Below are 13,419 nucleotides of genomic sequence, written 5' to 3' on the forward strand. Positions count from 1 at the left end.
TCTGCGGCTGAATGGGATGGGTGCGGAGCATCATGCGCGGTGGAACAGGCGGCGCATGATGCTCCATGGTCATTGTTCGTCGATCGGATCGCGTCCCGTCGCGGGCGACGGGACGCGATCCGATCTAAGGGACGGCGCGGCGCAGCATCGCGCGCGCCTTATCGAGTTGGGCCATCCGGCGGACGCCGTCGTCGGTGTCCGGCCGGGCGAACCGGCGACGGTTGTCGCCGGCGGGGAGAAAATCGTTGAGCAGAATGCACGTCCACTTCAGCCGGTAGAGCGGCAGCAGCAGGTCGAACCGCCGGCGTTCCCGTTCGGGATCCGTCTGGCCGGCCGCCAGGGCGTCGGCAAATGCGGGAAGGAACGTTTCCGGCACCGGGACCTCGACCTGGGAGAAGAAGTCCCCGATGACCTTCGCGGGGTCGTCCCACCCGGCGTACTCGAAATCGATGAAGGCGAACTGCCCGGAGTCGTCGATCAGGGCGTTGTGAAAGCCGAAATCGGAGGCCGAGAGGCAGCGGTCCGCCTCGGCCAGGGGCTCCGCCGGGTCGAGGCGCAGCCGGCGGGCGCCGTCGGTGATATGGCGGTGCAGGACCTCGGCCGCCGGGCGCATGGACGCCTCCACGAAGGCGATGGCGTCGCGGTGCAGGGCGTCGGCCGGTTGCATGGCTGCCAGCCGGCGCAGGCGGCGGTCGATCACCCCGAGATGGTCGGCAAGGGAAAAGCAGGCCTCCGATCCCGGCCGCAGGACGCGGGCCTCGGGATGGTCCTTATGGCGGTTGACGTCGACATGAAACGCGAGGGCCGCCGCCACCGCCGTGGCATCCACCGTGCCGGCCGGAAGGCGGGCGCCGGGGGCATGGGTGTAGAGTCCGATGCGCCGCATCGGATCCCGCGCCAGCGGCTGCGGCAGGGCCCGCACGCCGCGCGCCCAGGCGAATGCGGCGAAGCCGAACTCCGCCGCCAGGCGGTCGCGGGTGTCCGCGGGATCGTGGAAGTACAGCTTGGCGAAGAGCGGACCGTCGTCATGGTCGACGCGCAAAGCACGGTTGTTTCCGCCGCCGGCGATGGCTGCCAGCTCGAACGGTCCGGTTCGTCCGGCGGCGGCAAGCAGGTTGCCGACCGCCCGGCGGGTGTCCGCATCAACCGGCATGGACCGGGGCGCCGAGCAGGCGTCCGGCAAGCGCGGTCCATGTGGCGGCACGCTCGAACGGCAGGTCGTCACCGTCGTGCGCGCCGTTGGGATCGAACAGGATGCGCGCGGTCCGGGCGGGGAAGGCCGGTTCCGCAAGGAACTCCGGCAGATCGTCGACGAACACCGTTCGCGTCTCGGCGCCGATGCGGGCCAGCTTGGCGTCCTTCGTCAGCTCGAAGAACACCCGCTCCGGCGCCAGCCCGATGGCCCCCGGATCGAAGAATCCCTGCGCTTCCAGCCATCCGCGCGCCGCGGCGTGCAGATCGTACGCTTCGCCGAGGTAGGGTGTGCGCGTCTTGTGGCTGACGATGCAGACGTCCACGCCTTCGGCGACGCACCGCCGGAAGAAGTCCAGCACCCCGGGGAACGGTTCGGCCAGTTCCATGCGGGCGCCATAAATGTAGCCCTGCAGCCGGGTCCAGTCGTCCTCACGGTCGATCGCGCGCAGGTGGTTGCGCACACCGGCTTTGGTCGGTACGACCTCGGCCGGAATGAGGTCGAGTTCGCGCGCCGCCGCATAGAACACGTCGTCATAGCGGACGATGGTGTTGTCGAAGTCGATGCCGATCCGCATGGAGTCGTCTTTCCGCGCCAGGCAGGTACCCCGACTCCGCCTCCCTTCGGGCGGGTTCGGCAAGACCTGCGAATTCCCCCGGGCCTGCCGGTGTCTCCGGACCGGGCCGCCGGTGGCCCGAACCGGAGCATCCCGTCACAGCGACATGTCGATCACCGGACGTCCGACGCGGCCGGCTTCCAGGTCGTCGAGGACGGCGTTGATCTCTTCCAGGCGGTAGGGCGCCGACAGCAGCGGTTCCACGTTGATACGGCCGGCCGCGATCAGACGGGCGAAACGCGGGTAGTCGCGGTCGGGCACGCTGTCACCGCCCCAGGTGCCCAGCACGCTCTTGCCGTCGTTGAACAGGCGCGGATCGAAGGTGACGTTCTCGCCGTGCCGGGCATTGCCGACGATCACCGCCTTGCCGCCCTGCGGGCGCACGCAGCGGGCCGCCTGGACCATGACGGCCGGCAGGCCGGTCGCCTCGATCGCAACGTCCGCACCGCCGCCGGTGATCGCCTGGATCTCCGCCACCGGGTCGCCCGCCGCGGGGTCGATGACGTGGTTGGCGCCGAAGCGCAGCGCCAGCTCGCGCTTGGCGGGATTGGGATCGACGGCGATCACCGGGGCGCAGCCGGACGCGACGGCACCCATGATGGCGCTCTGGCCGACGCCGCCGGCGCCGAAGATGGCGATGCTCTGCCCCGGCCCCGGAGAGGCGGTGTTGACCACCGCGCCGAACCCGGTGGGCAGCGCGCAGCCCAGCATGATCGCCGTCTTCAGGTCGAGTCCGGCCATGAGCCTGGTGACCCGGTTCTCGGCGACCACGGCGTGGCGCATGAAGGTGGTGACGCCGCCCGCGTTCACCGGGCGGCCGCTCCAGTCGTACACGGACCCCGGAACGTTGGCGCCGCTGCCCTTGATCCAGGACAGGATCACGGTGTCGCCGGGGGCCACCTTGGTCACCCCGGCGCCGACCTCCAGCACCGTGCCCGAGCCTTCGTGGCCGAGGCAGTGCGGAACGAAGGGATCGGCACCGCGATGGCCGCGCGCCTCCAGGACCTGCGTGTGGCAGGCGCCGCTGAAGGCGATCTCGACGAGAACCTGCCCCGGCTTGAGGGCGGGAATGCCGAGTTCGACGACTTCCAGCGGCTTGCCGAGTTCGACCAGGATGGCAGCTTGGGTCTTCATGGGGTGTCTTTCCGGACGGCGGTTGGGCGGGGCGGGCCGAGGGGGTGGGGGCGGACCGTCAGGCGGCCGGCGCCAGGGCGCCGAGGATGCGGTCGGTCATCGCGTCGACCGTCAGGCCGTTGAGGTGGCGGGCGTGCTCGACCTCGCCGGCCTCGTGGATGAAGTGGTCTTGCGTTCCGAAGCGCAACAGACGCCCGCGTCCCGGCGCCGGCCGGTCGGCAAGCCATTCGGCGACCGCGGCTCCGAAGCCGCCGATCAGGCTGTGCTCCTCGATGGTGGCGACCAGGGGAAAACGGTCGAAGGCGTCGCGCAGCCGGTCCTCGTCCAGCGGCTTGACGCTGACGGCGCTGACCACGCAGGCGGAAATGCCGCGCCCGGCCAGGCGCTCCGCCACCGCCAGCACCTCCGGCAGCAGCGTGCCGACGCCCAGCAGGCACACGTCGGTGCCCTCGCGCAGGACCAGGCTGCGGCCGATGGTGATGGCGGGCACCTCGGTGTGGACGGCCGGTTCACCTTTCTTGCCGATGCGCATGTAGACCGGGCCGGGGTGGGCGAGGGCGGCACGCAGGCAGCCGCGCACCTCGGCGGCATCGGCCGGAGCCAGGACGGTCATGCCCGGAAGGGCGCGCAGGAACGCCATATCCTCGCACGAGTGGTGGGTCGGGCCGAGCGACGCGTAGCCCAGGCCCGAGCCGACACCGACGATCACCACCGGAACATCGTGGTAGCAGACGTCGAGACGGATCTGTTCCAGCACACGGGTGGTGATGAAGGGCGTGATGGTGTACGCGACCGGCCGCATCCCGGACAGCGCCAGACCGGAGGCCACCCCGATCATGTTCGCCTCAGCGACCCCGCAGTTGACGAAGCGGTCGGGACAGGCATCCTTGAAACGGTCGAACAGCTTGTTGCCGATGTCGCCGGACAGCATGACGACCCTGGGGTCGGCGGCGGCGGCCCTGGTGATCTCGTCCGCGAAGGCGTTTCTCATGACAGGCCAAGCTCCTTCTTCGCCCGCTCGACCTCGTCGGCCTTGGGGATGCGGTAATGCCAGTTGTTGTCGTCTTCCATGAACGACACGCCCTTGCCCTTGACCGTATGGGCGATGATGGCGACCGGCTTCCCGCTGCCGTTGGGCACCCGCTCCATCAGGCGGACCAGCGCGTCCACATCGTGCCCGTCCACCTCGTGTGCGTCCCAGCCGAAGGCCGCCCACTTGTCCCGCAGCGGGGCCAGCGCCAGGGTTTCGTTGCTGCGGCCCGTAGCCTGCCATTTGTTGTAGTCGACGATGACGCAGACATTGTCCAGCGTCCGGGCCGGAGCGAACATCGCCGCTTCCCAAACCGATCCTTCATTGCATTCGCCATCGCTGAGCAGAGCGAAGACACGGTGGGCGCGACCCTGAATGCGGGCGGCGAGCGCCATCCCCAGCCCGATGGGCAGTCCATGGCCGAGTGATCCGGTGGCCGCCTCGACCCCCGGAACGCAGTTCGGGCCGGGATGTTCGGCCAGGGCCGCCCCGTCCGTGTTATAGGCGTCCAGGATGGCACGGGGGAAGAATCCGCGTTCGGCCAGGGCGGCGTACAGCGCAGTGGCGGCATGCCCCTTGCTGAGGATGAAGCGGTCGCGGTCGGGATCGTCCGCACGCTGCGGGTCGATGCGCAGAACGGCCCAGTAGGCGGCCGTCACGATGTCGATGCACGACAGCGCCGAGCCAAGGTGCGGCGTCCCGGCCATGTGGGACATCTCCACCACCCGGCCTCTCAGGCGGGCGGCGATGGCCTTCAGTTCGGCGGTGTCAGGGCGGTCCGCGACGGCTGCAATGTCCATTCCAGTCTCGCTTCTCAGGGGTGTGGGCGCGCTGTGCATTGCGAACCGCGGGTCCGGCGCCGCGCACGCAACCGGGTCGGCACCATAGCTACGGCAAACCGGATACGCCTTTCCTCAGGCGTCAGGGCATACCTACCGGAGCAAGGATCGACTTGTCAAACTGAAGAGAACGGAGCACGGGGAGTCGACGCGCACTCATGCTGAGAAAGCCATCTCTTCCATACTCGCAACGGGTCGTGGGCGTGTCCTTGACACATCGACCCGGGCACTCTTACGGTGCGGCAGCCGTCCGGTTGCGTCACGGTAGGTGTACATGCAATCCTTGTTCACGCTCGTCGTTCCGACGTACAACCGTTCCCATCTCCTGTCCGCTCTTCTGCGTATGCTGTCGGCGCAAGGGGCGGACTTTCCGGTCATGGTGCTGGATTCGGGGCGCGAGGAACACCGTGCGCACACCCGTGCCCTGTTGCCCGCCGTCGATCTCCGGGTCGACTACCGGGAGTACGACTCGGCAACGGCGCCTTTCGACAAGTTCCGCGACGGTTTCCTGCACGTGACCACGCCGTACTGCGCCCTCTGCGCCGACGACGATCTGGTCATGGTGGACGGCGTGCGTGCCTGCGTCGACGTTCTGGAGCGGGCCCCCGACCATGTGGCGGCCCACGGCTACTACTTTTCTTTTCTCGACCAGGGGCATCGCGGCGTCGATCTGCTGAACGTGCCCTACTATGGTCCGGGCATCGCCGGTGATGGCGCCCTCGGCCGGATCGGGGAGCTTCTACACAATTATCAGGCGATAACGTACGCGGTGTACCGCACGTCTGCATTGCAGAGAATCTTTTCCCGGCTGGCTGCGGTGCGCAGCGTCATGTTCGCCGAACTCCTGTCGGGCGTGATGACCGCGGCCATGGGCAAGGTGGCCCGCGTTCCCTGTGTCTACAACGGCCGCAGCGCACGCCCGTCGGAGCATTACGAGAACTGGCATCCGCTGGAGTGGCTGATCCGCGATCCGGCCGGTCTGGCGGTCGCGTATGCCGGGTACCGCGACATCCTCCTGTCCGAACTGGCGGAGCGCCCGGACCTGGAGCCGGTGGCGGACGGGGGCGCGCGCGCGCTGGACCTCATGCACGTCTTCTTCCTGATGCGCAACGCGGCCTTCGACGTGCGGCGGGACAGCCACGGGTTCATCATCCGGCAGGTGCTGAGCGGACGCTCCCCGGCAGAGTTCTGGTCCGACGATGCGATCCAGGGACCGCTGCACGATCAGCACTACGCCGAACTGAACCGGGACGATGACACGGTGGGCGCCGCCGCCGGCTCCTGGCCGCGGGCCATCACGACGCCGCAGCGGGTCTATACGGTTCACGAAGCCTTCGACCGCACGCTGGGCCGTCTGGTCGGTGCCGAAGGGGTGGCCGCAGTGGCTGCCCGTATGGATGCGTACCGTCCGGCGTTCGCCGACATCGATCTGATCATGGCGGCTCATCACGGCGACCGGCAGCGGATCGAGGAGATCTTCGCCGCCGCCGTCGTGCCCGCGGGCATTGTCAACGAAGCGCTGGAGCAGGCGGTCTACAAGGGGCACACCGCCATCGTCCGGTTCCTGGCCGGGCAGGGGGCGGACGTCCGGGCACAGGACAGCAGGCTGCTGTTCGCGGCGGTGAACGCCGACCACTGGGATGCCGCGGTCGCGCTGGTCGAGTTCGGCGCCGACCCGCACGCGCGCGACGGCGCGCTGCTGCGCACGCTGGAGGGGCGGCCGGACAATCCGCTCCGCCAACACCTCGCCCGTGCCGGCCTGCCGGCCTTGCGGCGGGCCGCCGCCGCCGGCGATCGGGATGCCGTGCTCCGCCTCATCGCCGACGGCATCGACCTGGCGCAAGCCGGGCCCGACGCCCTGCGGGACGCCCTGACCCATGGTCACGGGCGAATTGCCGCATATCTCTATGCATCCATTCTCGCTGCCGGCGCCGAGCGGGACGATCGGGACTGCCTGCAGCGGGTTCTCGACTGTCCGATGCATGATGGCCCGGCGATTGCCTGCGCCGCGTCGATTGCGCGGGCGCACGGCCATGACGCGGCGGCGACGCTGCTGGCCCGCGCCGCCGCGGGTTGAGCCCGCCGGGCTGCCCTGGACCGTGCCGGCGGATTCTGATATCCAACGGTATCCGATCTTCTCGTCCGGCGAAGGCCATGACCGCCATACCCCCGCGAATCGTGTTCACGAATGACAAGGGCGGCGTCGGGAAGAGCACGCTCGCCCAGGTCTGTTACTCCTACGTTTCAGAAATGTTTTCCGGAGCGCGGGCGATCGAGTTCGATCAGGAGCCGTATCTTCAGCGTCTGTTCCCCGGTCTGCCGGTCACCTGTGTGCCGCCGGCCGGTGACGGCGGGGAGGACGACGCGATCTGGCAGGAGTTTTATGGCGCCCTCACGGCCGGAACCCCGCTGGTGGCCGATTTCGGCGCACAGACGTGGGGCCGATTCGCTGCCCGGGCGGAACGGCGCCGGCCGGCTGCAGAAGCGCCGTGCGCGGCGACGGCGATCGTCGTTCCGGTCACCGCCGATCCGCGTGCCTTCGCCGGTGCCCTGCGCATCGTTCGGCAGGCGCCGACGCTTCTGCCGGGCGCACGTCTGTGGCTTCTTGCCTGCGACAAGGACGGTGCGATAGCGCTGGCGCGGAACGCAGCGCGCTGCGGTGAGCTGGTCAGCGAGGCGCAGGCCGCCGGCGCCCGGTTCCGCCGGGTCCGGGTGATGGATCGGACGGCCTATCCGCTGCTCTCCATGCTCGATCTGAGCATCGAGGACATTTGCCGGATGGAGGCCCCCGAAGTGGCGGCGCGCACGGGCCTGCCCGCCGTTCATTCCGGCCGGACGATTGCCTCCCTGCGGGATTGGATGCACGGCGTCACCACCGTCCTGGCGGAGATCGTCAACGACACGGTCATGCGAGGATCCGCTCCACAGGACGCCGGCGCTGCGGACTTCGACGAGGACGCCTATTTGCGCCGGTATCCCGACGTCGCGGAAGCGGTGCGCCGGGGCATGTTCGCCAGCGGCCATGATCACTACCGGGAGCACGGCCGGAGCGAAGGCCGGGAGGCGACGCTGCGGGCAAAGGGGGTGCAGGGCGCCTGCGGTCCGGCTCGCGGCCCCGCCCCGGCGCAGGCTGCCGGCAGCGCCCCACCCGTCCGGCAGATCTTCGACGAACAGGCCTATCTGGTGGACAATCCCGATGTCGCACGGGCGGTTGCGGCCGGTGAGTTTCCGTCCGGGTATGCCCATTACGTCAGCCACGGCCGCCAGGAGGGTCGGCCAGCCGTTCTGCGTCCCGCCGGCTGACCGCTCCGTCGGGTCAATCCGATTCGGATGCGCGGAGCAGGGTGAGCAGGGCCGCTGTGGTTGCCGCAGCGCCGGCCCCGTCGGGAATCCGGATCTGTCGGCTGCCGTCTCCGGGGGCGGCACCCTGGTCCGGCTCGCCCGGCAGGGGCAGGAAGGCCGCCCGCCGGTTCTGGCGCAGAGCGGCAAAGCCGAAGACATCGAGGACGCCGAAGTAGGCATCGGCGAATTCGGTCAGAGCGACCGCATCGTGTGTTCCGAATCCGAGATCGCGCACGGTCTTGAGCCAGCGGAACCGCCCCATGGCCGCGCGACCCTGCCCGCCGCAGAGATTGAGGACGCAGACAACGGTGCCGGGATGCCGCCGCGCCGCCTCCTTCAGAATTGGCAGCCATGACTCCAGGCCGTTGCGGACCTCGCCGGTGTCGTCCTCCGGCAGGCTGACGGCCAGGATGCGGCGAAAATCGGCGGCGCCCATGCGCAGGAACATCTGCGCCGTCCGGCGGGATCCCGAAGGGATGTCGTAACGGATCATCCAGGCATGTGCCGGCGTCGGAATGAATCCGTCCGGCGCCGGACGCCCCAGGTCGATGACCGGATGGCCCGCCCGCAGCGCCCGGTTCAACTCCTCGTCCGTGGCCAGCAGATCGAGACTCAATCCAAGATCCCGCGCACTCCAATCGATGGACACGTCCTTGATGTAGTGGGTGGCGAAGATCATCTCGACCAGACGGTTCACGCACTCGGCCCGGGCACACCCCGGCCCGGACTGGATGAAGACGTTCAGCGTGGTCTGCCGGGCCCATTCCAGACCGATGGCGGGCGACCCGGCCAGTGCCGGATCGCTTTCCCAGGTCATGCTGACATGCTGCCAGCGATGCAGCGGTTCGCTGGTTTGCAGCCGGTGCTGCCACAGCAGGAAGCGGCGCAGTGTCACCTGCGGGGTCGCCGCGCCCACCCGGACGATCAGGGACCGCTGGCTCCGACTGCCGTTGCGGCGGGCCCGCAGAACCGGACGCATCGGCACCGGCGCCCCCGCCGGAGGTGCGATGCCCGACGCCGTGGGGTTGGCCAGGGCCGCCTGCCGATCGGGCAGGGTGTCGGGTGGCCAGCCCGGCACGATGGTGATCCCGGCGGGGGGCACCGATCCGGCATCACCCGCCGGCGGAGCCTCCGCGGTCAGGTGCGCCATGGTTCTGAGCCAGCGGCGGGTGGCGCCGGCGATGCGGCGGCGCAGGGGCGAGACGGTCATACGGCGTCCTGCTGCGGGGCGGTGGGAAAACCGGAGCATCCCGGTTCCTGCACGACGGGCGCCGCGTCGCCGTGGCCGGCGAACTGGCGCGCCCGATCCCCGGTGGTGTCCTTCAGGACCCCGTGGGCGTCCGAGAAGAGGGACCACAGGTCGTTCCGGTCCGGGGCGGGCCAGTGCAGGACCTGATTGGGCAGGCCGAAATGATAGCGCGGGGTGCCGACGTCCAGGAAGATGTAGTTCGCCGCGCCCGCCTCGATGTGGGTGATGACGTAGGGCAGTGTGGAGAAGGTTGCCATCGCCGAGAAACCGCTCGACGATCCCATGAACAGGTCGCTTGCCATCATCAGCGCCAACTCGTGCGCCAGGCCCAGCCCCTCACGGCGCGGCACCCACACGTTCGGCCGGTTGGCCAGCGCGAAGTCCCACTCGTCATACCCTCCCATGAGCATGAACAGCGCATCGGGGCGCTCCCGCTGAGCCCGGTCCAGGAACGCCCGCCACTCGGCCAGAGGGGCATTGCGGTGGAACTGGTTGGGATGCGCCGTGTACAGGGTGTTGCGGATGTGGACGGCGACGACGAAGCGGCCGGCAAACCGGTCGGCCAGTGTCCGGCCGGCCCACGCACCGAAACCGCGCGGTGGTCCGAGCCGCGGTATCGAGCCGTGTGCGCGGTAATGCTCGTCGATCCGCCGATGGGTCGAGAAGTCCAGTGCGCCGCGGAAATGGTCATCGTAAGACGGCCAGGCCGGCCGCCCCAGGCGCCAGCCGGCCATCAGGGCGAACTGGAAGTTGTCCCGATCATGGAACACCCGAACCGTGCGCAACAACGGGTTGATGTAAAGCGCCGGCATGAGGCTGTTGAGGTGGGTGATGTAGTTGGCCGAGGTGATGTGAGGCTGATACTTGTTGGCCGGCTTGTAGCGATCGACCATCACCAGATGGTCGACGGCGCCGATCCAGTTCTCGCGGGCCAGAACCAACTGGTTGACCTGCCAGGTGATGGTGTCCCCCAGGGCATAGGGAGCGTAGGAGAAGTCGAGAATGCCAACGGCCACGGACGCGGGTTGGGTCAGCAGGCGGCGGCGCAGCAGTGCGGGCATGGAGCATTCCGTGTCAACCGGTCGGCACGTGATCCCTTCCATCGAGTGCCGACCGTGAAACCCGACAGATCAATGCTCCGGCATTGATCGGGACAGTGCTATCGGATGTCTCCCGGGGACGGGGCCGCTATCAGCCGCCCGCCGGCCCCGAACGGCCGGGGATGGCGCCGGCCAACCTGCCGGCCGCCGAACGGATGCCCGAGGCGACGGCTGCGGACAGGAAACCGGTCCAGGATTTGCCGCTCTCGCGGCGGCGGCGGCGCAACCACCACCATCCCAGCGGCACGGCGATGTCCCAGTGCCGGGGCGTGCGCGCGACCACCGCCAGAAGCTGGGTGCCGAGGACGCTGAGGACGGCGGGGGTCCGGCGCCACATGCGCAGCAGGTCGCGGTTCTCCGGAGCCTTCAGGGCGTCGGCGATGGCCAGCAGCACGGGGTTCTGCCGCGCCGGATTGTGCATTCCGGCGTCGGAGTATCCGCCGGGGTTGGCGCGAATGATGGCCAATGTTTCCGGGACGGCAATGACACCGTAACGGAAAGCGATGGCATAATAGGTGAACCAGTCGGAATGCCATTCCTGGTCCGGACGGAAGCCGCCACAGGCCAGCATGGCGTCCAGCTTGGCCACGATGGCGTTGCTGGTCATCCACATGTAACCGCGGCGCTTGAAGCGATCCAACAGGGCGGAGGGAGGGAGCGGGATGAAGCCCGCAACGTCACGGCAGCCGAACTGGTCGGGGGAGTTGGCCGACCAATCGGACACCTCGCCGTTCGTCTGGTGGATCACCAGATGCGAGAAGCACATGGCTTCCTGCGGGTTGCGCTCCAGCACCGCCATGGAGCGGTTCAGGAACTCCGGCAACAGGCGGTCGTCGGCGGCCGCGCAGACGATGTACTCGCTCTTCGCCTCGTGCAGCAGTTTGTTGATCGAATAGGTCAGACCGCGATTGCGGCGGTTCTCGATGATGCGGATCTGAGGATAGCAGCGGGCGAACATCCGGATGACGTCCAGGCTGCGGTCGCTCGAGCCGTCGTCGAGGACCAGCACCTCGTCGGCGGGCCTGGTCTGGCCGCACGCACCTTGCAGCGACAGCGGCAGGAAATGCTGATGGTTGTAGTTGGGCATCAGGATCGCGACCGTGCGCCGGGGGTACGCAGACGGCTCCGCCATGGCCGCGACGGCGCGCGGATCGGGCGCCGCCGCATCGGGCAATTCGGAAACGATCTCGATCACCGACCGCACGAAATCCGCGTGCCCCGGAAACAGGGCGCCGTTCGCCGCGCGCTTCAGCAGGACGGCATCCGGCGCCATCGCGGCGTGCAGGCGTTCGATGCGACTGAAATCCCCCACCCTGGCCGCTTCGGTGGCCTCGACCTCGTACAGCAGGCGTGCGGTGTCGGTCTGACCGTTGGCGGCGGCGGCCAGGGCCGCATCGCCCTGGCCGCCGGAACCGTTTTCCAGCAGGTAGCGCACGGTGGCCACATGGCCGCCGGCTGCCGCGGCGCGCAGCGGTGCGAAGCCGTGGGCGAAGATGTCGCCACCGAAGCGGTGGATCACTTCAAGCGCAGCGGTATGACCCTTCGACGCCGCGAGGATGGCGGCGGCGTTGTCGTCGACGCGAACGTTGGCGCCGCCTTTCTGGATGAGCGCCTGTGCGATGACGGCGTGCCCGTGTTCGGCGGCGACGAGGAAGGCGCGGTTGATCCGGCCATGGTCGGCCGCCCCGGAGGCGAGGATGTCGAGCACGCGAGCCATCTCGTTGGCACGGACCGCGTCGTCCAGCCCGGCAACCGCCCCGAGGCGGACGAGAAACTCCGCGATCCGATCCTGGCCGCAGCTTTTCGCAGCGCCGACGCCGACACCGGCAATGGCCACCAGATCGATCCCGCACTCCTTCAGGACCATGATGATCGGCATGTGGCCGTTGGCGGCGGCCGTGTTCAGGAGCGTCATCTGAATCCGCCCGGTCAGCGCGGGATCGACGCCATGGAGCGAGCGCAGGACCGCGGCATGGCCGTGCGCGGCGGCGGCGATCATTGCGGCACCCCCGGCATAGCCGGGGGCGGCGCCGTGTCCCAGCAGGGTCTGCACCAGCCCCGGCCGGCCGAAACGGGCCGCTTCGACCAGCAGGGCCGACGCGAGATCCGGAACGATCGACAGCCCGGCCTTCAGTACGGCGGCCACCGGCTCGGCGCTGTCCCCGGCAATGGCCGGCTGCAGCGCGGCGGCAATCAGATCGGCGCGGATGCCCGGCCAGGCCAGCAGCGCTGCCGTGCGCTGCGCATCGCCGGACGCGATCCGCGCGTTCAACGGGCCGCGCAGCAGCATCGCCATGGTCGCAGCACCGGCCCCGTCCGGTGTCGTGCCGGCAAGCGCCGTGCGGACCGACGCTTCCGACGGCATGGGAGCCCCGTTGCCGATCATGAACTCGACGATGTCGAAGGCGCCTTCCGCCAGCGCCACCGACAGGGCGGAATCGGCGGCGACCGGGTTGCCGGCGATCAGATCCCGCATCCGGTCGGTGTCGCCGGTGCGCGCGGCGTTGAGGATGGCGGCACCCTCCGCCGCCGGTGCATCCGGAGCGGCGCTTCCCTGGCGGGAGAACGGAACCACGTTCGCCGTCGCCGCGTCGTCGGAAGCGACGGCCGCCGCCGCGGATGTCCGGGACTCCTGCAGCCATTCCAGCGGCAGGGCCACGCCGACGCCGGGCAGTTCCCCGGCCCAGTCGGGGTCCGTGGCATCACCGTGGTTGTTCGCAGGCGGCGGGACGTCCGCGAACCACTCCGCCGGGTTGGGCGTGTCCGACAAGGGAAGAGTGGCGATCTCCGGCATGGAAGCGTTCCGAATCGTCGTTACGATGGTGGTTCGGCTTTTTTTTGAGCAGGCGACAAAAAAAGCGCCGTTCCGGTTCCGGGATAGGAAAGAAACGTACCAGAGAAGAGTAGATTTTCAAAG

10 protein-coding genes are annotated in these 13,419 nt (G+C 69.1%); 2 read left to right on the forward strand and 8 right to left on the reverse strand.

Annotated features, from left to right (window positions below; translation table 11 throughout):
* Positions 1-124: 124 nt before the first annotated feature.
* The 5 genes from G472_RS32425 to G472_RS0110450 form a co-directional block, all read right to left on the reverse strand.
* The gene (locus G472_RS32425) at positions 125-1,153 is read right to left on the reverse strand and encodes a phosphotransferase family protein (protein ID WP_156927069.1); all 1,029 of its coding nucleotides are present in this window, start codon (positions 1,151-1,153) and stop codon (positions 125-127) included.
* Positions 1,143-1,769, reverse strand: coding sequence for an HAD family hydrolase (locus G472_RS0110435; protein ID WP_029008345.1), 627 nt, complete (start codon positions 1,767-1,769; stop codon positions 1,143-1,145). Before G472_RS0110435 ends, G472_RS32425 begins: the two co-directional genes overlap by 11 nt.
* A gap of 135 nt (positions 1,770-1,904) precedes the next feature.
* Complete coding sequence (locus tag G472_RS0110440; protein ID WP_029008346.1) at positions 1,905-2,942, reverse strand: zinc-binding dehydrogenase; 1,038 nt, start codon at positions 2,940-2,942, stop codon at positions 1,905-1,907.
* A 58-nt stretch (positions 2,943-3,000) separates the two neighbouring features.
* Positions 3,001-3,933, reverse strand: coding sequence for a transketolase family protein (locus G472_RS0110445; RefSeq protein ID WP_029008347.1), 933 nt, complete (start codon positions 3,931-3,933; stop codon positions 3,001-3,003).
* Positions 3,930-4,772 (reverse strand): transketolase, encoded by an 843-nt coding sequence (locus tag G472_RS0110450; RefSeq protein ID WP_029008348.1) that lies wholly within the window; start codon positions 4,770-4,772, stop codon positions 3,930-3,932. The genes G472_RS0110445 and G472_RS0110450 overlap by 4 nt, the downstream gene beginning before the upstream one ends.
* A 313-nt stretch (positions 4,773-5,085) precedes the next feature.
* On the opposite strand from G472_RS0110450, the gene G472_RS0110455 reads away from it, so the two are divergent.
* Together G472_RS0110455 and G472_RS37030 are read left to right on the forward strand one after the other, a co-directional pair.
* Positions 5,086-6,888 (forward strand): TIGR00180 family glycosyltransferase, encoded by a 1,803-nt coding sequence (locus G472_RS0110455; RefSeq protein WP_029008349.1) that lies wholly within the window; start codon positions 5,086-5,088, stop codon positions 6,886-6,888.
* 77 nt (positions 6,889-6,965) lie between these two features.
* The gene (locus tag G472_RS37030) at positions 6,966-8,114 is read left to right on the forward strand and encodes a hypothetical protein (RefSeq protein WP_156927070.1); all 1,149 of its coding nucleotides are present in this window, start codon (positions 6,966-6,968) and stop codon (positions 8,112-8,114) included.
* 13 nt (positions 8,115-8,127) lie between these two features.
* On the opposite strand, the gene G472_RS0110465 is transcribed toward G472_RS37030, so the two are convergent.
* The 3 genes from G472_RS0110465 to G472_RS40555 all read right to left on the reverse strand — a co-directional run bounded on the left by G472_RS0110465 (position 8,128) and on the right by G472_RS40555 (position 13,296).
* Positions 8,128-9,363, reverse strand: coding sequence for a hypothetical protein (locus G472_RS0110465; RefSeq protein WP_029008350.1), 1,236 nt, complete (start codon positions 9,361-9,363; stop codon positions 8,128-8,130).
* On the reverse strand, positions 9,360-10,463 hold the full coding sequence (locus tag G472_RS0110470) for a hypothetical protein (protein ID WP_029008351.1): 1,104 nt from the start codon (positions 10,461-10,463) through the stop codon (positions 9,360-9,362). Before G472_RS0110470 ends, G472_RS0110465 begins: the two co-directional genes overlap by 4 nt.
* Positions 10,464-10,593: 130 nt before the next feature.
* Complete coding sequence (locus tag G472_RS40555) at positions 10,594-13,296, reverse strand: glycosyltransferase (RefSeq protein WP_029008352.1); 2,703 nt, start codon at positions 13,294-13,296, stop codon at positions 10,594-10,596.
* Positions 13,297-13,419: the final 123 nt, after the last annotated feature.

This window comes from Azospirillum halopraeferens DSM 3675 (genome assembly GCF_000429625.1).
Lineage (GTDB): Bacteria > Pseudomonadota > Alphaproteobacteria > Azospirillales > Azospirillaceae > Azospirillum > Azospirillum halopraeferens.